Origin of the sequence: Streptomyces sp. NPDC006365, assembly GCF_042870755.1 — a bacterium.
Classification (GTDB): domain Bacteria; phylum Actinomycetota; class Actinomycetes; order Streptomycetales; family Streptomycetaceae; genus Streptomyces; species Streptomyces xiangluensis.
The window spans coordinates 40,485-60,783 of sequence record NZ_JBIAHS010000034.1 but is presented as its reverse complement, the minus strand read 5'-3'; the positions used below and the strand labels follow the sequence as shown (position 1 = coordinate 60,783).

16 protein-coding genes are annotated in these 20,299 nt (G+C 67.5%); 7 read left to right on the top strand and 9 right to left on the bottom strand.

Going from position 1 to position 20,299, the window contains the following annotated elements:
- Nucleotides 1–259 precede the first annotated feature (259 nt).
- From ACFYO0_RS45550 to thyX, 3 genes are all read right to left on the bottom strand, one after another.
- Nucleotides 260–1,945, bottom strand: coding sequence for a ribonuclease J (locus tag ACFYO0_RS45550; RefSeq protein WP_388688095.1), 1,686 nt, complete (start codon nt 1,943–1,945; stop codon nt 260–262).
- Nucleotides 1,946–2,081: 136 nt separating this feature from the next.
- Nucleotides 2,082–2,981, bottom strand: a complete 900-nt coding sequence (gene dapA, locus ACFYO0_RS45545) for a 4-hydroxy-tetrahydrodipicolinate synthase (RefSeq protein WP_388688092.1) — start codon at nt 2,979–2,981, stop codon at nt 2,082–2,084.
- Nucleotides 2,982–3,191: 210 nt separating this feature from the next.
- A complete protein-coding gene (gene thyX / locus ACFYO0_RS45540; RefSeq protein WP_388688089.1) occupies nt 3,192–3,932 on the bottom strand; it encodes an FAD-dependent thymidylate synthase in 741 nt (246 codons plus the stop codon).
- 201 nt (nt 3,933–4,133) lie between these two features.
- On the opposite strand from thyX, the gene ACFYO0_RS45535 reads away from it, so the two are divergent.
- Together ACFYO0_RS45535 and ACFYO0_RS45530 are read left to right on the top strand one after the other, a co-directional pair.
- Entirely contained in the window at nt 4,134–4,373 is a 240-nt protein-coding gene (locus ACFYO0_RS45535) for a hypothetical protein (protein WP_386350076.1), read from the top strand.
- A 110-nt stretch (nt 4,374–4,483) separates the two neighbouring features.
- The gene (locus tag ACFYO0_RS45530; RefSeq protein ID WP_388688086.1) at nt 4,484–5,041 is read left to right on the top strand and encodes a PH domain-containing protein; all 558 of its coding nucleotides are present in this window, start codon (nt 4,484–4,486) and stop codon (nt 5,039–5,041) included.
- Nucleotides 5,042–5,101: 60 nt separating this feature from the next.
- Here ACFYO0_RS45530 and ACFYO0_RS45525 read toward each other — a convergent pair whose 3' ends face one another.
- The 5 genes from ACFYO0_RS45525 to rpsO all read right to left on the bottom strand — a co-directional run bounded on the left by ACFYO0_RS45525 (nt 5,102) and on the right by rpsO (nt 10,580).
- Entirely contained in the window at nt 5,102–5,554 is a 453-nt protein-coding gene (locus tag ACFYO0_RS45525) for a hypothetical protein (protein ID WP_388688083.1), read from the bottom strand.
- A 5-nt stretch (nt 5,555–5,559) separates the two neighbouring features.
- Complete coding sequence (gene dapB / locus ACFYO0_RS45520) at nt 5,560–6,312, bottom strand: 4-hydroxy-tetrahydrodipicolinate reductase (protein ID WP_388688080.1); 753 nt, start codon at nt 6,310–6,312, stop codon at nt 5,560–5,562.
- Nucleotides 6,313–6,365: 53 nt separating this feature from the next.
- A complete protein-coding gene (locus tag ACFYO0_RS45515) occupies nt 6,366–7,745 on the bottom strand; it encodes a M16 family metallopeptidase (RefSeq protein ID WP_388688077.1) in 1,380 nt (459 codons plus the stop codon).
- Nucleotides 7,742–9,958, bottom strand: coding sequence for a polyribonucleotide nucleotidyltransferase (locus tag ACFYO0_RS45510; RefSeq protein ID WP_386350062.1), 2,217 nt, complete (start codon nt 9,956–9,958; stop codon nt 7,742–7,744). Before ACFYO0_RS45510 ends, ACFYO0_RS45515 begins: the two co-directional genes overlap by 4 nt.
- A 334-nt stretch (nt 9,959–10,292) precedes the next feature.
- The gene (rpsO, locus tag ACFYO0_RS45505) at nt 10,293–10,580 is read right to left on the bottom strand and encodes a 30S ribosomal protein S15 (RefSeq protein ID WP_386350059.1); all 288 of its coding nucleotides are present in this window, start codon (nt 10,578–10,580) and stop codon (nt 10,293–10,295) included.
- Nucleotides 10,581–10,869: 289 nt separating this feature from the next.
- Here rpsO and ACFYO0_RS45500 point away from each other — a divergent pair, with 289 nt between their 5' ends.
- Nucleotides 10,870–11,166, top strand: coding sequence for a DUF397 domain-containing protein (locus tag ACFYO0_RS45500; protein WP_388688072.1), 297 nt, complete (start codon nt 10,870–10,872; stop codon nt 11,164–11,166).
- Nucleotides 11,167–11,265: 99 nt separating this feature from the next.
- On the opposite strand, the gene eccD is transcribed toward ACFYO0_RS45500, so the two are convergent.
- Entirely contained in the window at nt 11,266–12,777 is a 1,512-nt protein-coding gene (eccD, locus tag ACFYO0_RS45495; protein WP_388688069.1) for a type VII secretion integral membrane protein EccD, read from the bottom strand.
- 314 nt (nt 12,778–13,091) lie between these two features.
- Here eccD and eccCa point away from each other — a divergent pair, with 314 nt between their 5' ends.
- The 4 genes from eccCa to ACFYO0_RS45475 all read left to right on the top strand — a co-directional run bounded on the left by eccCa (nt 13,092) and on the right by ACFYO0_RS45475 (nt 20,265).
- Nucleotides 13,092–17,069 (top strand): type VII secretion protein EccCa, encoded by a 3,978-nt coding sequence (gene eccCa, locus ACFYO0_RS45490; protein WP_388688066.1) that lies wholly within the window; start codon nt 13,092–13,094, stop codon nt 17,067–17,069.
- Nucleotides 17,070–17,089: 20 nt separating this feature from the next.
- Nucleotides 17,090–17,320, top strand: a complete 231-nt coding sequence (locus ACFYO0_RS45485; protein ID WP_388688064.1) for a hypothetical protein — start codon at nt 17,090–17,092, stop codon at nt 17,318–17,320.
- Between the two features lie 216 nt (nt 17,321–17,536).
- Nucleotides 17,537–17,977: a hypothetical protein gene (locus tag ACFYO0_RS45480; RefSeq protein WP_388688061.1), complete on the top strand. Its 441-nt coding sequence runs from the start codon at nt 17,537–17,539 to the stop codon at nt 17,975–17,977.
- Between the two features lie 5 nt (nt 17,978–17,982).
- Nucleotides 17,983–20,265 (top strand): hypothetical protein, encoded by a 2,283-nt coding sequence (locus ACFYO0_RS45475; protein WP_388688058.1) that lies wholly within the window; start codon nt 17,983–17,985, stop codon nt 20,263–20,265.
- The last annotated feature ends 34 nt before the right edge of the window (nt 20,266–20,299 follow it).

Genomic DNA, 20,299 nt, shown 5'->3' with positions numbered 1-20,299 from the left:
ACGCTGTTGAGTTCTCAAGGAACGGACGCTTCCTTTGTACTCACCCGAGATACCAGATCTCGTGGCTTTCCTCCGGGCTTCCCTTCGGTGTTTCCGACTTTATCAGAAGATTCTGGGTCGGAATTCCCGTCCCGCTCGGGCTGGTTCCCCATGCACAGTTGCGCCGGGTTCCCGTTCAGGCGGAGCCGTAAACGTACTGGAGCGGGGCGCCTCGATGCAAATCGAGGCGCCCCGCTCCCAGTTGTACGCGTGCGAGGTGTCAGACCTCGACCACCACGGGCAGGATCATCGGCCGGCGGCGGTAAGTGTCCGAGACCCATTTGCCCAGCGTGCGGCGGATGAGCTGCTGCATCTGGTGGGGTTCGACGACGCCGTCCTGGGCCGACCTCTCCAGGACCTCGGTGATCCTCGGGAGGACGTCGCTGAAGGCGGAGTCATCGATACCCGAGCCGCGGGCCTGGATGTGCGGACCGCCGGTGATCTTGCCGGTGCTGGAGTCCATCACCACGAAGACCGAGATGATGCCCTCGTCGCCGAGGATCTTGCGGTCCTTGAGCGCAGGCTCGCCGACATCGCCGACGGAGAGGCCGTCGACGTACACGTACCCGGCCTGGACCTTGCCCGAGATCTTGGCCTTGCCCTCGATGAGGTCGACGGCGACGCCGTCCTCGGCGATGACGATGCGGTCGTGCGGGACTCCGGTGAGGGCGCCCAGCTCGGCGTTGGCGCGTAGGTGACGCCATTCGCCGTGGACCGGCATCAGGTTCTTGGGCCTGCAGATGTTGTAGAAGTACAGGAGCTCGCCGGCCGAGGCGTGGCCGGAGACATGCACCTTGGCGTTGCCCTTGTGGACGACGTTGGCGCCCCAGCGGGTCAGGCCGTTGATGACGCGGTAGACCGCGTTCTCGTTGCCGGGGATGAGTGACGAGGCCAGGATCACCGTGTCGCCCTGGACGATACGGATCTGGTGGTCTCGGTTGGCCATCCTCGACAGGGCGGCCATGGGCTCGCCCTGCGAACCCGTGCAGACCAGCAGGACCTCGCCGTCCGGCAGGTCATCGAGCGTCTTGACGTCGACGACCAGGCCCGGCGGGACCTTCAGGTAGCCCAGGTCACGGGCGATGCCCATATTGCGGACCATCGAGCGGCCGACGAAGGCGACCCGGCGGCCGTATTCGTGGGCGGCGTCGAGGATCTGCTGGATGCGGTGGATGTGGCTGGCGAAGCTGGCCACGATGATCCGCTTGCGGGCGTTCGCGAAGACCTGCCGCAGCACGTTCGAGATGTCGCGCTCGGGTGGGACGAACCCCGGAACCTCGGCGTTCGTCGAGTCCGAGAGAAGGAGGTCAATGCCTTCCTCGCTCAGCCGCGCGAACGCGTGTAGATCCGTGAGGCGGCCGTCCAGCGGGAGTTGGTCCATCTTGAAGTCGCCGGTGTGCACCACCATGCCCGCGGGTGTGCGGATGGCGACCGCGAGGGCGTCCGGGATGGAGTGGTTGACCGCCACGAACTCGCAGTCGAAGGGGCCGATGCGTTCGCGGTGGCCCTCCGCGACTTCGAGCGTGTAGGGACGGATGCGATGCTCCTGGAGCTTCGCCTCGATGAGAGCGAGGGTCAGCTTGGAGCCGATCAGTGGGATGTCCGGCTTCTCGCGCAGGAGATAGGGGACACCTCCGATGTGGTCCTCGTGGCCGTGCGTGAGGACGATGCCCTCGATGTCGTCGAGACGATCTCTGATGGACGTGAAGTCCGGCAGGATCAGGTCGATTCCGGGCTGCTCCTCCTCGGGGAAGAGCACTCCGCAGTCGACGATCAGCAGTCGGCCGCCGTACTCGAAGACCGTCATGTTCCGGCCGATTTCGCCGAGCCCGCCGAGTGGGGTGACCCGGAGGCCGCCCTCGATGAGCTTCGACGGGGGGCTTAGTTCAGGATGCGGATGACTCAAAAGACTCTCTCCTCACCACGCGCGCCACGTACCTGGCAGGGCACGTGGCGCGTATGACGTTCGTGCAGTAGCAGTTGTCTTGGTGGTGCAGGCCCTTGGCCTGCTGGTCGTACGTATTCAGTTGTGAAGTCTGTGATCAGAGCTGTACCCCGCCGGCGGCAAGATCGATCTTGAGCTGGGCGGTCTCGTCGGGTGTGAGTCCGACCATGGGCAGGCGCAGGGGTCCGGCGGGCAGGCCCTGGAGGGTGAGCGCGGCCTTGGTGGTCATGACACCCTGGGTGCGGAACATGCCGGTGAAGACGGGCAGCAGCTTCTGGTGGATCTCGGTGGCCTTCTGGACGTCGCCGCTGATGTACGCGTCGATCATGGCCCGCAGGTCGGGGGTGACGACGTGACCGACGACGGAGACGAAGCCGACCGCGCCCACGGAGAGGAGCGGCAGATTCAGCATGTCGTCGCCGGAGTACCAGGCGAGGCCGGACCGGGCGATGGCCCAGCTGGCGCGGCCGAGGTCGCCCTTGGCGTCCTTGTTCGCCACGATACGCGGGTGCTCGGCCAGGCGCACGATCGTTTCCGAGTTGATCGGTACGCCGCTGCGGCCGGGGATGTCGTAGAGCATGACCGGGAGTTCGGTCGCGTCGGCAATCGCCGTGAAGTGCCGGTACAAACCCTCCTGCGGGGGCTTGTTGTAGTACGGCGTGACCGCGAGGAGGCCGTGCGCGCCCACCTGCTCGGCAGTGCGGGCCAGCTCGATGCTGTGGTGGGTGTGGTTCGTACCGACTCCGGCTACGACGTGGGCCCGGTCGCCGACCGCTTCCAGTACCGCCCTTACGAGGTCCGCTTTCTCCGCGTCGCTGGTGGTCGGGGACTCGCCGGTGGTGCCGTTGATGATCAGGCCGTCGTTGCCTGCGTCCACCAGGTGGGTGGCGAGCCGCTGCGCGCCGTCCAGGTCGAGAGTTCCGTCCGCCGTGAAGGGCGTGACCATTGCGGTGAGGACCCGCCCGTAGGGGGTCTGCGGAGTGGAGGTCGGAGCCATGGGTAACACGCTACTCGCTGCTCAGCGCGCGGTCTGCCCTCGGGTCGGGCGACAAGTCGCAACAAAGGTGGAACCCGGCACTGCCTGCTCGGGGGTTCAAGCAGTGCCGGGTCCGTTTGATCAGGCTAGATGAACTACTCGAAATGCCGCAATACGGACACTTCGCTCGGTTTACCCGTACATCTGTGCCGGATGCCGGGATGGAGTGCGCTACGGCGCGACCCGGCCGTTGGCGTTGAACGCGGCGTAGGTGAGGGGCATGAGCTTTGCCCATTCCGCCTCCATCTTCTCGCCGACCATCTCGATCTCCCGCTGAGGGAAGGACGGCACCTTGGCCAGCTCGTGCTGCGTGCGCAGGCCGAGGAAGTGCATCAGGGAACGGGCGTTACACGTCGCGTACATCGATGAGTACAGGCCGACGGGGAGGACCGAACGGGCGACCTCGCGGGCGACGCCGGCGGCCAGCATCTCCTGGTACGCCTCGTACGCGTGCACGTACGAGTCCTGCATGACGCGGCCGACGAGTTCTTGCTGGGCCTGGGTGCCCTCCACGAAGACATACTTCCCGGGACGGCCCTCCTGGACGAGCTTGCGGGACTCGTCGGGAACGTAGAAGACCGGCTGGAGCTCCCGGTAGCGACCCGATTCCTCGTTGTACGACCAGCCCACTCGGTGGCGCATGAACTCGCGGAAGACGAAGATCGGGGCGCTGATGAAGAACGTCATCGAGTTGTGCTCGAAGGGGCTGCCGTGCCGGTCCCGCATCAGAAAGTTGATCAGGCCCTTGGAGCGCTCGGGGTCCTTCTTGAGCTCGTCCAGGGACTGCTCCCCGAGGGTCGAGACACGGGCGGCGAACAGCACGTCGGAGTCGGCCGCGCTGTGCTTGACCAACTCGACGGTCACATCGCTGCGGAAGCCGGGTTTGAGGTCGTCGGCGGGGCTGTCGGTCACGGCTTGCGGGGTCCTTCCCATCGCTGGCTCGGGCGGCGCCCACTCTACGGCCCGACTCTGACAACGGGCGTTCGGTGGCGGGGTGCGACATTCTTCGCCGAACTTCTGCGAATTCGGTGAAACGTGGCACCTTTTGGGGCGTTCGTTCGTCTGTCTTGGTGAGTACGATCCGTTCGAATCCCCTGAGGAGAAGCAGTTCCCATGTTCCGTCGGCGCGAGCCTGTCCCGTTCGCCTTCATCGCCGAAGCCGACAAGTACCGCAGCAATGTCACTCCCCCGCCCCGCGAGCGTGTCTCCGTCGGCGAGATAGCCGGGCGCTGGCTCATCGGTCTCACTATCGTCGCCGGGCTCGCGGGCTCCCTGCTCTTCGGGATGCCCGCCCTGTCGCAGGACCAGTCGCCTTCTCAGACACAGCAGTCCGAGGCCTCGAACAGCCGCTGAGAGCCGCCTGCAGCCGGAGGCTCATACGGGCCCCCGAGGGTGGTGAGCAGGGACATGGCTAGGTAGCCTCACCAGGCACAGACCGTGCGTGGATTGAGTGAGGATCTGTCGTGCCCCTGCCCTTCCTTACGGCCGACCGCGCGTTCGACGAGGTGACGGACGATCTCCCGCTGCCGTTCGACGACCGCGACCGCTGGCGACGCCCCTACCGGCCCGGCCCGTGGCGGGTCGCCATGGCAGCGCTCCTGCTGCTGCTCGCCTCGTACGTGCTGTTCGCTGCAGTCATCATCGCGGTGGCCGGCACGCTGGGCGCGGGCGCGATCTGCTTCGGCGTAGCGCTGTTGGTCATCGGCTGTTCACTGCGGCTGTTGCGGGTGGGCGCGTGGGTGAGCGCGTACGGGCTGCGTCAGGTGCGCTTCTTCACTACGCGGACGGCGCCTTGGGCCCAGGTCGCGGAGATGCGCACGGTGCAGCAGCCGGTGCGCTGGCTCGGGCTGCCGCGCACGGTGCAGGGGCAGGCGCTCGTCCTCGTCCGCCGGGACCGGGCGGGCGATGAGCCCACGCCGATGCTGACCACGCACAACGCGGATTTCCTGGGGCGCCCCGCGGCCTTCGACCGGGCGGCGGACGGCGTCGAGGTGTGGGCGGACGAGTACCGCCACGCCTGATCGGCAGCGCGAAGGGGCCGGTCCGCGTACGGGCCGGCCCCTTCGTCGTGCCTCTCGAGCTCAGGCCTGCACAGGCCTGCCCTCGTGCAAGGCGATGGCGCGCTGCATCGCCTTGCGGGCGCGCGCTGTGTCGCGGGCGTCGTGATAGGCGATCGCGAGGCGGAACCAGCTGCGCCAGTCGTCCGGGGCGTCCTCCGTCTCGGCCTTGCGGCGGGCGAAGACCTCGTCGGCCGAGTCGCGGTCGATGCGGCCGGCCGGGGTGCGCTTCAGCTCGTCCACAGGCAGACCGCCTTCGGCGTCGAGTTCGGCGGCGAGCTGGTTGGCCTTCCGGACGAACTGTGTGTTCTTCCACAGGAACCACAGGCCGATCACCGGCAGGATGAGGACCGCCACCCCGAAGGTGACCGTCAGGGCCGTGCCGGTCTCGATGAGCATGACCCCACGGCTGCCGACCAGGACGAAGTAGACGACGAGGACGGCGGCCGTGACGGCGTACGTGATCTTTGCGCGCATGGCGGTCAGTTCAAGTCCAGGAAGTGTTCCAGGCCGAAGGTGAGGCCGGGGGCGTCCACGACGCGGCGTACGCCGAGCAGGATGCCCGGCATGAAGCTGCTGTGGTGCAGCGAGTCATGGCGGATGGTGAGGGTCTCGCCCTCGCCGCCGAGGAGCACCTCCTGGTGCGCGAGCAGTCCGCGCATCCGCACCGCGTGTACGGGCACGCCGTCGACGTCCGCCCCGCGGGCGCCGTCCAGTGCCGTCACCGTGGCGTCGGGCTGCGGGGCACTGCCCGCACGCTCCCGGGCCGCGGCGATGAGCTGGGCGGTGCGCGTGGCGGTGCCGCTCGGGGCGTCCACCTTGTTCGGGTGGTGCAGCTCGACGACCTCGACGGACTCGAAGTACGGCGCGGCGACCTCCGCGAACTTCATGGTCAGCACGGCGCCGATGGAGAAGTTCGGCGCGATCAGCACGCCCATCTCCGGGGAGGCGGCCAGCGAGGTGTTCAGCTGTGCGAGGCGCTCGTCGGTCCAGCCCGTCGTACCGACCACGGCGTGGATGCCGTGGCGTACGCAGAAGTCGAGGTTGCCCATGACCGAGGCGGGGGTGGTCAGTTCTACGGCGACCTGGGCGCCGGTCTCCACCAGCGTCTCCAGTTTGTCGCCGCTGCCGAGGGCGGCCACCAGCTCCATGTCCTCGGCGGCCTCGACGGCTCGTACCGCCTCGGATCCGATACGGCCCTTGGCGCCGAGGACCGCCACGCGCAGCTTGCTCATGTTCTTGATTCCTTAGTCGAGGACTTACGCGGACTTACGCGGCGGTCGAGGACTTATGCGACCGCTTCGTCCAGCCGGGATGCCTGCTTGTCCTTGAGCGGGCCGATGACCGACAGCGAGGGCCTCCGGCCCAGAATGTCGCGGGCCACAGCCCGTACGTCGTCGGGGGTGACCGCGGCTATCCGGGCCAGCATGTCGTCGACCGACATCTGCTCGCCCCAGCACAGCTCACTCTTGCCGATGCGGTTCATGAGCGCACCCGTGTCCTCCAGGCCGAGGACGGTGGAGCCCCTCAGCTGGCCGATGGCGCGGCCGATCTCGTCGTCCGACAGACCGTGCTCGGCGACCTGGTCGAGCTCGTCGCGGCAGATCTTCAGCACGTCGTGGACCTGGCTCGGCCGACAGCCCGCGTACACACCGAAGAGTCCGCAGTCGGCGAAGCCCGAGGTGTACGAGTACACGCTGTAGGCCAGGCCCCGCTTCTCACGGACCTCCTGGAAGAGGCGGGAGGACATGCCGCCGCCGAGCGCGGTGTTCAGGACCCCCATGGCCCAGCGGCGCTCGTCGGTACGGGGCAGACCGGGCATGCCGAGGACGACATGGGCCTGCTCCGTCTTGCGGGCGAGCAGTTCGACGCGGCCCGCGGTCCGGATGGCGCGCGAGCCGTCACGCGGGGCCATGGGCGTGGCGGTCGGCTGCGTCAGGGCGCCGGCCTTCTCGAAGGCGGCACGGACCTGGCGTACGACCTTGTTGTGGTCGACGTTGCCCGCGCAGGCGACGATGAGATGTGTCGGGTCGTAGTGCTTCTTGTAGAAGCGGCGGATGCGGTCCGCGGTGAGGGCATTGACCGTGTCGACCGTGCCGAGGACGGGGCGGCCGAGGGGGGTGTCGCCGAGCATGGTGGACGCGAACAGGTCGTGCACGCAGTCGCCCGGGTCGTCCTCGGTCATCGCGATCTCCTCGAGGATCGCGCCCCGCTCGACGTTCACGTCCTCTTCGAGGATCAGTGAGCCGGTGAGCATGTCGCAGACGACGTCGATGGCGAGAGGAAGGTCGGCGTCGAGCACGCGCGCGTAGTAGCACGTGTACTCCTTCGCCGTGAAGGCGTTCATCTCGCCGCCGACCGCGTCGATGGCGGAGGAGATGTCCATCGCGCTACGGCGGGAGGTGCCCTTGAAGAGCAGGTGCTCCAGGTAGTGCGTGGCGCCGTTCAGAGCCGGCGTCTCGTCGCGGGAGCCCACGTGCGCCCAGATGCCGAAGGTGGCGGAGCGCACGGAGGGCAGCGTTTCGGTGACGACGCGCAGGCCTCCGGGGAGGGTGGTCTTGCGTACCGTACCGATGCCGTTCTGGCCCTTGATCAGGGTTTGGGTACGGGCGACGGCCCGCGCCTCGGAGGAGGAGCGGGCCGTCGCCGTGGAGCTACGAGACGTCACTTGTCGGTGTCGTCCTTCTTGTCGTCGCCTTCTTCGCCCTCGATCACGGGGATCAGGGAGAGCTTGCCGCGGGAGTCGATCTCGGCGATCTCGACCTGGACCTTGGCGCCCACACCGAGCACGTCCTCGACGTTCTCCACGCGCTTGCCGCCGGCGAGCTTGCGGATCTGCGAGATGTGCAGCAGTCCGTCCTTGCCCGGGAGCAGCGAGACGAACGCGCCGAAGGTGGTCGTCTTGACGACCGTGCCCAGGTAGCGCTCGCCGACCTCCGGCATGGTCGGGTTGGCGATGCCGTTGATCGTGGTGCGGGCGGCCTCGGCGGAGGGTCCGTCGACCGCGCCGATGTAGATCGTGCCGTCGTCCTCGATCGTGATGTCGGCGCCGGTGTCCTCCTGGATCTGGTTGATCATCTTGCCCTTGGGGCCGATGACCTCGCCGATCTTGTCCACGGGGATCTTCACAGTGATGATCCGCGGGGCGTTCGGGGACATCTCGTCCGGGGTGTCGATCGCTTCCATCATCACGTCGAGGATGTGGAGGCGGGCGTCACGGGCCTGCTTCAGGGCCGCGGCCAGGACGGAGGCCGGGATGCCGTCCAGCTTGGTGTCGAGCTGGAGCGCGGTCACGAACTCCTTCGTACCGGCGACCTTGAAGTCCATGTCACCGAAGGCGTCCTCGGCACCGAGGATGTCCGTCAGGGTCACGTAGTGCGTCTCGCCCTCGATCTCCTGGGAGATGAGGCCCATGGCGATACCGGCGACGGGGGCCTTCAGCGGCACACCGGCGTTCAGCAGCGACATGGTGGAGGCGCAGACCGAGCCCATGGACGTCGAACCGTTGGAGCTGAGGGCCTCGGACACCTGACGGATCGCGTACGGGAACTCCTCGCGCGTCGGCAGCACCGGCGTGAGCGCGCGCTCGGCGAGGGCGCCGTGGCCGATCTCGCGGCGCTTCGGGGAGCCGACGCGGCCGGTCTCACCGGTGGAGTACGGCGGGAAGTTGTAGTTGTGCATGTAGCGCTTGCGGGTCACCGGGGAGAGCGTGTCCAGCTGCTGCTCCATGCGGAGCATGTTGAGGGTGGTGACGCCCAGGATCTGGGTCTCGCCACGCTCGAACAGCGCCGAACCGTGCACCCGCGGGATCGCCTCGACCTCGGCGGCGAGCGTGCGGATGTCGGTGACACCGCGGCCGTCGATGCGCTTCTTCTCCTTGATGACGCGCTCACGGACCAGGGACTTGGTCAGCGAGCGGTACGCGGCGGAGATCTCCTTCTCGCGGCCCTCGAACTGCGGAAGCAGCTTCTCGGCGGCGAGCGCCTTCACGCGGTCCAGCTCGGTCTCGCGCTCCTGCTTGCCCCCGATGGTGAGGGCCTGCGAGAGCTCGTCCTTGACGGCGGCGGTGAGCGCCTCCAGGACGTCGTCCTGGTAGTCGAGGAAGATCGGGAACTCGCCGGTCGGCTTGGCGGCTTTCGCGGCGAGGTCGGCCTGGGCCTTGCAGAGCACCTTGATGAAGGGCTTCGCGGCGTCCAGACCGGCGGCGACGATCTCCTCGGTCGGCGCCTCGGCGCCGCCCTTGACGAGCTGGATCGTCTTCTCGGTGGCCTCGGCCTCGACCATCATGATCGCGACGTCGCCGTCCTCCAGGGTGCGGCCCGCGACGACCATGTCGAAGACGGCGTCCTCGAGCTCGGTGTGCGTCGGGAAGGCCACCCACTGACCGCGGATCAGCGCGACGCGGACGCCGCCGATCGGGCCGGAGAAGGGCAGACCGGCCAGCTGCGTGGACGCGGACGCGGCGTTGATCGCCACGACGTCGTACAGGTGGTCGGGGTTGAGCGCCATGATCGTGGCGACGACCTGGATCTCGTTGCGCAGGCCCTTCTTGAAGGACGGGCGCAGCGGGCGGTCGATGAGACGGCAGGTGAGGATCGCGTCCTCGGAGGGGCGGCCCTCACGGCGGAAGAAGCTGCCGGGGATCTTGCCGGCGGCGTACATCCGCTCCTCGACGTCCACCGTCAGGGGGAAGAAGTCGAGCTGGTCCTTGGGGTTCTTGGAGGCCGTGGTGGCCGACAGAACCATGGTGTCGTCATCGAGATAGGCCACGGCGGAGCCGGCGGCCTGGCGGGCCAGACGGCCCGTCTCGAAACGAATGGTGCGGGTGCCGAAAGAACCGTTGTCGATCACGGCTTCGGCGTAGTGGGTCTCGTTCTCCACTAGCGATTTCTCCGATACTTTTCGTCTTTCGTCCCGTCCCGCCCGTGTGGCGGGTGGACGTCGGAGAAGCGCTCCGTCTGGTGCGGGCCGGTCTTCGATCGAAGCACCCGGGGCTCGCATTCCCCCGGGGGCCACTACCGAGGACCGGCGGCGGCGAGGTGCGCTTCTCCTCGTTCAGTTGTGGTGTCCGCGCCGTCGCTGTGCGCTGTCACGGGACCACGTCGTGTCGTACGTCTTGCGTTGTGCTACCACACTACAAAGTGGCAGTGACACTCCGCACGTACAGCAAAGGGAGCGGCCCCCTCAGTGTGGGAACCGCTCCCTTCACGGCGTCTTACCGGGCGCCCGCCGCACCACGGCGGATGCCGAGGCGGTCGACCAGCGTACGGAAGCGCTGGATGTCCTTCTTGGCCAGGTACTGCAGCAGCCGGCGGCGCTGACCGACCAGGATCAGCAGACCACGACGGGAGTGGTGGTCGTGCTTGTGGGTCTTGAGGTGCTCGGTCAGGTCCGAGATCCGGCGCGAGAGCATGGCCACCTGGACCTCGGGGGAGCCGGTGTCGCCCTCCTTGGTACCGAACTCGGACATGATCTGCTTCTTCGTAGCGGCGTCGAGCGACACGCGTACTCCTCGTAGTCTTCTTGGATAGCCACCGAGTGCCCCTGGTCCACTTCTCAGGGGAGCTTCCGTTACTCGGGAGGCGGGGATCCGCTGGGCGCGTCCTCCAGGGCCCTGAGGGGGCGGTCCGGGGGTGCGTACACATACGGCCGTTACACAGGGTACCAGGAGGTTGCAGGCCTCCGGACCGGGGTTCCGGGAGTCCTGAGAGGCCGGGGCCCATCCCAGTAAGGTGACGCGACAGGTCGCTCGCAAGCCGGGAATTCGTAGGTCGGGAAGGGGTCGCTTCGCCATGGCCGAGGCAGAGGACAAGGACGTCAAGGCGCGCAAGGAGCGGGAGAAGAACGAGCTCTACGCCCTCGACATCTCCGGGGTCGAATGGCACAGCGCACCGGGTACGGAGGCGCACGAGGAGCGGGTCGAGATCGCCTACCTTCCCAACGGCGCGGTGGCCATGAGGTCGTCTCTCGACCCGGACACGGTTCTGCGTTACACGGAGGCGGAATGGCAGGCCTTCGTACTGGGCGCACGGGACGGGGAGTTCGACCTGGAGCCGGCTCCGCACAACGGAGGGCTCGCGGCGGAGTAACGCTCGGTACACGACGAGAGCTCGCGGCCCCTGTAGCCGCTCGGGGCCGACGGGGACTCACGTCTCGTCGGCCCCGCGTGCGGGCAGCTCACGGCCGGGTCAGCTCGTCATCGACCGAGCCGTCGAGTACACGTCGAAGACGGCCAGTGCCAGGGGCACCAGGGTCAGCAGCACGAAGCCCTCGGCGATCTCCAGGAAGCGTCCCCAGAACGGGGTGAGGCCGCCGCGCGAGACGATCAGGCCGATCGCCGTGACGAGCGCGGCAACCGCCGCGATCGCCGCGACGAGCCAGATCGTCCGGATGTCGAGGTCGGTACGGTCACCTGTGAGGGCCTCGCGGATCACCGCGTGGGGCGGGTTGAGCGCCAGGCCCAGGCCGAGCAGCATGAGCGAGGCGAGGCCGCCGGCCAGGACGGGGGCGACCTGGGCGGTGTAGCGGAAGAGGTGGGCGCGCATCAGCAGGGCCACGCCGGTGGCGAGCGCGAGGAGTTGGGCCCACACGTTCGAGGAGAAGCCCAGGACGGCCGAGGAACCGACGGCGATCAGTGCGCAGCCGCCCACCAGGCCGACCAGGAGTTCGTGTCCGCGTCGTGCCTGGGCGGCCACCCGCTCGGCGTCGACCGGCTCGCGGGGGATGGGGTCGGTGTCGTACGCGCTGCGCGGGGCGGTGTCCGGGGTGTCGAAGCCGATCGGGAGCCGGGCGAAGCGCATCGACAGGCCGGGCAGGAAAGCCAGGCCTCCGACGGCGACCGGGGCGCACAGGGCGCCGATCTCAGAAGGCGTCCAGTCTGCGAGGGTCGCCGCGAACGTGGCGAGCAGGCCGACGGCGGAGGCGAAGACGAAGGCGACGAACGGGCCGTCCCCGCTCGGCGAGCACAGGGTGAGCAGGACCGAAGCCAGCAGCACCGCCGCGCAGGCGAGGAGGAACTGGAGCTTGCCGATGCCCTGTCCGTCGGCGAGCGGCAGGAGACCCGAGCCGCCCACGCCGACGTTGGGAAGGGCACCGAGTCCCAGGGCGATGGCCGAGGCCCGGTCGTCGTAGACCCGGGCGCGTACGCACGCGAGGACGACCAGGAGGACACCGGCGACCCCGGCGAGAATGCCGGGCAGACTGTTCATGTCGTGGAGCGGGTCGCCCATCCAGGCCACGAAGGCGAGCAGGAACGCGAGTACGCCTCCTCCGACGAGGCCCGCGGCACGCGTCAAGTCGCCGCTCCACAAGGTCCGTTCGCTGGTCACGGCGGAGGCGACCGCTTCGGAGACATCGTCGAAGACGGCGGGGGGCAGCGACTCGGAGAAGGGGCGCAGCGTGAGGAGTTCGCCGTCGAGGATGCGCTGGGCGGCGAAGGAACGGGCACTGTCGAGGACGGTGCCGTCCCGGCGGACCAAGTGATAGCCGACGGGTGCGCTCTGAGCCGGGCTCTGCTGGGAGAGCCTGAGGATCTCCGGATAGATGTCGGCGACCGGGATGTCGTCGGGCAGTGCCACGTCGATCCGGCTGTCGGGCGCGACGATGGTGACCCGGCAGAAGCCGAGACCCGTGCCCGCCCCGGCAGGAGTTCCCGTACCGGGTCCTCCTCCGGTGGCTGCCGCGGAGGCCGTCATGCTCACCTGCTGTTCCCCCTCAGTGATGGTTCTGTACCTGCGGTCTGGAAGTCCTGGGCGGTTTTCCCGACACCTTTGTGACCGACGATGCGGCGGGGCGGCGAGAACGGTGCCGTCGTGCCGTCACTGGGCTTGGGCATCTCGCCAGATCGCACGTGAATGCCCCAACCGCTCCACCTCAACTCCCATGTGCTGAAGCGAACATGCGGCACCCTACCGTCCCTTGGACTCCACTGAAGTCAGTAGGATCGCGCGGCGGCCTGCGTCCGCCCGACACGGGGAGGCGGACGGACTCCCGGCCGACAAGAGAATGGGTGATAGTGAGCCACATCGTCGTGAAGCGCCCGCCTCGGGCGCTGCCGTCCGAAGTGTCCACGCGGGAGATCATCCTGCAGCCTCCGCCCGAACTGCCGCGGGGGCAGCAGGAAGGCGTGCTGATGCAACTGCTGCCGATGCTGGGCATGGGCGGCTCCGTGGTGTTCTTCTTCATGCCCAACGCACATCCCTTCATGAGGATCATGGGCATGATCATGATCGCTTCGACGATCGCCATGGGCGTCGCGATGGCGATCCGCTTCCGCCGCGGCAACCAGGGTCAGTTGGCGGACATGCGCCGCGACTACCTGAGCTACCTGGCGCAGATCCGGCGCACGGCCGTCGACACGGCGAAGGCTCAGCGCGACGCGCAGTACTTCCTCCACCCCTCCCCCGAGCAGTTGTGGGCCCTGGTCGCCGAGGGCAGCCGCGTCTGGGAACGCCGGCCCGGCGACGAGGACTTCGCCCAGGTCCGCATCGGCCTCGGCTCGCAGTCCCTCGCCAGCACCCTGGTCGCCCCCGAGACCGCCCCCGTCGAGCAGCTGGAGCCGCTGACCGCGGGCGCGATGCAACGCTTCCTCGCCGTGCACAGCACCCTGGACGACCTGCCGATGGCGGTCTCGCTGCGCGCGTTCTACCACGTGACGATCAGCGGCGAACCGCAGTCCGTACGGTCCTCCGCGCGGGCCATGGTCGGCTCTCTGGCTGCGCTGCACTCCCCCGAGGACCTGCTCATCGTGGTCGCGGCGGGCCGCGAGGACCTGCCCCACTGGGAGTGGGCCAAGTGGCTGCCGCACGTCCAGGCCCCCGGTTCCGTGGACGGCGCGGGAAGCCGCAGGATGATCGACAGCGACACCCGCGAGCTGGAGAACCTGCTCGCCACCCGGCTGACCGGCCGTCCGCGCTTCCACCCGAACGCGGCGCCCCTGCCGGAAGAGCCCCACATCGTCGTCGTACTCGACGGTCGATCCCTGCCCCCCGACTCGGTCCTGGCCAACCCCGAAGGGCTGCAGGGCGTCACCGTCCTCGAGGTCGTTCCCGGCGAACTGACCACGGGCGGCGGCGAACTCTCCATCGTCGTACGGCCCGAGGCACTGCACCTGGAGTCGGTGCACGGTGTCGCCTACGAAGGGACTCCCGACGCCCTCTCGTACGAATCCGCCGAGGCCCTCGCCCGGCAAATGGCCCCGCTGCGGATGGCCTCCGGCGGGGACGACGACGAACCGCTGCTCGCCAACCTGGAGTTCACCGACCTGCTGAACCTCGGTGACGCGGCGTCCGTCGACACCCAGCGCACCTGGCGGCCGCGTTCGCTGGCCGAGCGGCTGCGGGTGCCGATCGGTGTCGGCGAGGACGGGCGCCCCGTGATGCTGGACCTCAAGGAGGCCGCGCAGGAGGGCATGGGCCCGCACGGCCTGTGCGTGGGCGCCACCGGTTCCGGCAAGTCGGAGCTGCTGCGCACGCTGGTGCTGGGCCTGGCGGTGACGCACTCCTCGGAGACGCTGAACTTCGTGCTCGCCGACTTCAAGGGCGGCGCGACCTTCGCGGGCATGGCGCAGATGCCGCATGTGGCGGCCGTCATCACCAACCTCGCGGATGACCTCACCCTGGTCGACCGCATGGGCGACTCCATCCGCGGCGAACTCAACCGCCGCCAGGAGATGCTGCGCGACGCGGGCAACTACGCCAACATCCACGACTACGAGAAGGCGCGTGCGGCGGGTGCGGCGCTGCAGCCCATTCCCTCTTTGGTGTTGGTGATCGACGAGTTCAGTGAGCTGTTGACGGCGAAGCCGGACTTCATCGAGATGTTCGTGCAGATCGGCCGCATCGGCCGTTCGCTGGGTGTGCACCTGCTGCTGGCGTCGCAGCGGCTGGAGGAGGGCCGCCTGCGCGGACTGGAGACGTATCTCTCGTACCGGGTCGGTCTGCGGACCTTCTCCGCCGCGGAGTCCCGGGCGGCGATCGGCGTACCGGACGCCTATGAGCTGCCGAATGTCCCGGGCTCGGGCCTCCTGAAGTTCGGCACGGGCGAGATGGTGCGCTTCAAGGCGGCGTACGTCTCCGGGGTCTACCGCTCGGGCACGCAGCGGGCGTCGCTGGGCGGCGGCCCGCTGCCGGTGGACCGGCGGCCGGTGCTGTTCACGGCGGCCGAGGTGCCGGTGCAGTACGTGCCGGTACCGCAGCAGCGTCCTTCGGCTTCGGACGGTCCTGAGGTCGACGACGCTCTCGCCGACACCGTGCTGGACGTGATCGTGCGCCGGCTCGAGGCACAGGGTCCGGCGGCCCACCAGGTGTGGCTGCCGCCGCTGGACAGCCCGCCGTCGCTGGACGGGCTCCTGCCCGGCCTCACTGCGGTGCAGGACCGCGGGCTCACCCAGCCGGGATACGAGGGCGCCGGCCGCCTGGTCGTACCGGCGGGCCTGGTGGACAAGCCGTACGAGCAGCGCCGCGACCCGCTCTGGGTCGACTTCTCCGGCGCGGCCGGCCACATGCAGATCCTCGGCGGCCCGCAGTCCGGCAAGTCGACGCTGGTACGCACCCTGATCTCGGCGTTCGCGCTCACGCACACGCCGCACGAAGTCCAGTTCTACGGCCTCGACTTCGGCGGTGGCGGCATGGCAGCCGTGGCCGGACTTCCGCACGTGGGCGGAGTCGCCTCGCGCCTGGATCCGGAGCGGGTGCGGCGGACGGTGGCCGAGGTGTACGGCGTGCTGACCCGCCGCGAGGAGTACTTCCGTTCGTCGGGCATCTCGTCGATCGCGGAGTTCCGGGCGCGGCGGGCCCGAGGCGACATCCCGGTCATGGATCAGCCGTGGGGCGACGTCTTCCTGGTCATCGACGGCTGGGGCAACTTCCGTGCGGACTACGAGGCGATGGACCAGGTGATCCTCGACATCGCGTCGCGTGGTCTCGGTTACGGCATCCACCTGATCCTGACGGCCTCACGCTCGATGGAGGTCAGGGCCAACCTCAAGGACCACCTGATGAACCGCCTGGAGCTGCGGCTCGGCGACACGATGGACTCCGAACTGGACCGCAAGGTGGCGGCAAACGTCCCGGCGGGCGTGCCCGGCCGCGGACAGGCCCCGCAGAAGCTGCACTTCATGGCGGCGGTGCCACGCATCGACGGTCTGACCTCCGACACGGACCTGGCGGACGCCACGGCGGCGCTGGCGACCGAGGTCTCCCGGCACTGGCAGGCGCCCGGCGCACCCGAAGTCCGGTTGCTGCCCCGCGAGTTCCCTGCCGAGCAACTGCCTCCGGGCGACCGCTTCCCGCGCCGCGGCGTCGCCTTCGCCCTCGACGAGGACAACCTCGAACCGGTCTTCGTCGACTTCGAACAGGACCCGTTCTTCCTCGTCTTCGGCGAAAGCGAGGCGGGCAAGTCGAACCTGCTGCGGCTGCTCATCAAGCAGGTGACGGAACGCTACTCGGGCGACGAGGCCAAGCTGTTCGTCATCGACAACCGCCGCTCGCTGCTGGATGTCACTCCGGCCTCGCACCTGGCGGAGTACATCCCGATGTCCAACGCCATGGACCACCACATGGCCGCCCTGGCCGACCTGATGAAGCGCCGCACACCGACGGCCGACGTGACGGCACAGCAGCTACGGGACCGGAGTTGGTGGCGCGGGCCGACGGTTTATGTCGTTGTCGATGACTACGACCTTGTGGCGACTTCGAGCGGGAATCCGCTGGCGGGATTGACGGAACTGTTGCCGTTCGCCCGGGACGTGGGCGTCCGCTTCATCATCGCGCGGTCGACGGCAGGTGCCGGGCGTGCGTCGTACGAGGCGTTCATGCAGCGCGTCAAGGAGTTGGGGGCGCAGGGGGTCGTTCTGGCGGGTGATCCTGGCGAGGGGGACCTGCTGGGTGGGGTTCGGCCGCGGCCCATGCCTGCGGGGCGGGGGGTCTTTGTGTCTCGGCGGAGGGGGAAGCCGCTGGTGCAGATCGGGCTTGAGCCGGAAGGGACGTTCTGATGGTCGGGGTAGGAATTTTCATGCTTCTGCTCGCCCTCTGGCTCGGCGGGATGGGACTGGCCGACCAGAAGGCACTCTGGTGGCGCTTCCAGGCACGCCGCTTCAGCGACCCGGAGGCGAACGAGCCGTCGGAGGCGGGGTATCGGGCCCGGCGCGTTCTGCTGCTCTCGCTCGCTGCGGTGATGGTCGTGATGGCGGTGTGGTGGTTCACCGACATTGATTACATCGAGTCTGGGGGGCTTGAGGACTGATGCCGGTGGACCACTTACAAAGGCTTGTACAGGGCGTGCGTGGCACGGGTGGCGGGCGTGGCACGGGTAGCGCGACTGGCACGAGTAGCAACTCGAACGGGAGAGTACGTCTGGGTGCAGCTGGCTACGCTGAACGGGGCTTGATCGTCGGGGAGTTGGCGGAGCGCGCCCGTCCAGGAGCCGGTCGGGCGAAGACACGGGGGAAGGGGCACAGCGATGGCGTGGGATGAGTGGGAGCAGCTGAAGGCGCAGGCGGCGGAGCGGCAGTCGACGGGGATGCAGCTGAATCAGTATCCGGCGGATCAGGGAAGTACCCAGGGCGACCTCGTAGCAGGTCAACAGGATCTTGCGGCAGTCGGCAAGGCGGCCCATGACCTGTTCCAGGACTTCACGGCCTACAGCGGCCATGCACGCGTGGCCTCCGAGGCGGCCGCAGGCGGACTCAAAGGGGAAGGTTTCGCCCTGGGAGCCGCGCTCGAGCATGTGACAGAGCGCTGGAGCCAGCAGACCAAGACCCTGCTGGACGCCTGTGCCCACATCTCCAACCACCTGCGATTCACCAAGAACCAGCACGCTGCCGACGAGTCCTACATCGCCGGCGCGGTCAGCAGCATCGCCACGCTCGACGAGGGCTTCGACGACCGGAAGGGCCACTGACGCCGATGGACCTCGACGCACTGCGCCACGGCAACTTCTCGAAGCTCGGTGAAGCGATCACCGACTGGGAACAGATGACGAAGAAGCTCGCAGACCTGCAGAGGGACGCCGAAAACAACCTCAAGGCCAAGGCAGCCAAGGCCAATTGGGCCGGGGTCAACGCAACGGTCACCCGTGAGTTCGTCGGCAAGACCTCTGGCGAGTTCACCGACGCCCACACACAGGCCAACTCCATCACCAAGATCCTCAAAGACACCCGTGGCGAACTCATCAGCTACCGCACGCAGCTCACCGACGCCATCGAGCGAGGTATCAAGAAAAACCTCACGGTGATGGACACGGGCAATGGCACGTTCACTGTCACCATGAACATCCACCCCGACCGCGCCGCCAAGGGCACTGATGTCCCCGAGCACACGCAGCAAGACGTGGACAATTTCCGGGACGAGATCCAGCGAATCCTCACCAAGGCCACAGAATCCGACAGCAGCGCAGCCGAGGTACTCAGGCTCCTCGTGGACCAGGCGAAGCACGGTTTCTCCGATGCCAGCTACAAGGACCGGGACTCGGCAGCGGAGGCAGTCAAGACTGCCAAAGACATGGCCGGCCTCATGAGAAAGGACCCCCATAAGCTCACGAGTACTGAGCTCAATCAGCTCAACGAGAATCTGGCCAAGTACAGGAGCGACCCACTCTTCGCCGAGAAGCTCGCCACCGATGTAGGGGCCAAGAAGACCCTCCAGTTCTACGCCGGTGTCGCTGACCCGTATCAGGGTTACAGCCGCGACCCCAAGATGTGGGAACAAGCCAAGCAGCTGCAGAAGAACCTCGGCATCACGCTCGGCACCGCCACCCTCTCCGACAGCGACGCCATGGCGGGCTGGGAAAAGAAGATGATCGGGCTCGGTCCCGACCAACTCGGAATCGACGACGCCAACGATCCCAGTGGCTTCGCAGTCATGAGCAACCTCATGCGGTTCGGCGATTACGACGACCAGTTCCTGAACGACTACGGCGAGAAGCTCATCGCCTTCGACAAGGAACGCAATGTCAAGGACATGAGCCCCTGGATCAACAACTGGAACCAGGGTGATCTCAACTTCTGGGACAAGAACGACCGTGGTCGCGACCCGATGAACGGCTTCCTCCAGGCGCTCGGCCACAACCCCGACGCCGCAACCCAGTTCTTCGCTCAGCCCGAAGGAACGGGAGACGGCGTCAACAAGAACTCCGAGGTCAACGACCACCTCAAGTACCTGACCAAGGAGCGGATTTGGCTGCCTGATCCGACCCTCGACGGCGAACGCGACTTCATCGCAGGCCACAACGCACTCGGCCACGCCCTTGATGCCGCCACGACCGGTTACTCGTACGACACGGGCACCGACGCCGTGAAAGCCGGTGGCGACCACCGCACCGCCGCAACAGCTGGTGTGATGGAGCAGGTGGCCTACCTCTATGGAAGCGAAGACGGCCCCAAGATGCTGCACGACCAGCCGGAGCTGGCCGACAGTCTGGGCAAGATGGCCGGTGCGTACATTGATGACCTCGATTACGAACTGTCTGGCATCGGCGACCACAGTAAGGACGCGGGCGACTTCCCTGCCCGGTACGCCGGCCGCGCGGAGTTCGGAAACCAAGGAGCCATCGATTTCCTGAGCGTTCTCGGGCAGAACGAGGACTCGCACAAGGCTGTGACAACCGCCCAACACCTATACACCTTGAGCATGTTGGATTCCAACCCACCTACAAGCGATGCCAACATGAACCATGCTCGGGATGTCATGGCAGTTGGTGCGGAAGCCCGCGGAATCCTGGACAACTCCCGTGTGCAGCAGGCCGAGACAACCTACGGTGCGAATACAGACGAAGCGAACAAGGAGCTGAGCCGGTCGGCGGACTGGAAGAAACTGATGGTGGGAGCAGTCGTCGCAGGCGGAGTCGCCGCCGTCCCGCTCCCTGGTTCAACGGCTGCTGCGCTCGTCATCGCCCCTCTCGCCGCGGACACAATCACCGACGCCGCCAACACGATGCTCGGACACGAAATCGACAAAGCCACGGACAATGCGGAATCCGATCCGCTCGTTCAGTCACAGGTAACCAGCCGGGATTTCTACCGCCAGGGAGTCGACGACCTTGGATCGACCTACGACTCATACTTCAAGGACAACCCAAAGGCGAAGGATACAGCGGACGATCAGCAGTGGATCCAAGAAACAAAGAGCAGCTACTTGGGTACGGGCTCGCATGAGAACGACTATCGAGGTCGACCTCCGTACAAGGACTGAGTTGGGACAGGAAGTGCGGCGAATCTCAGGATGT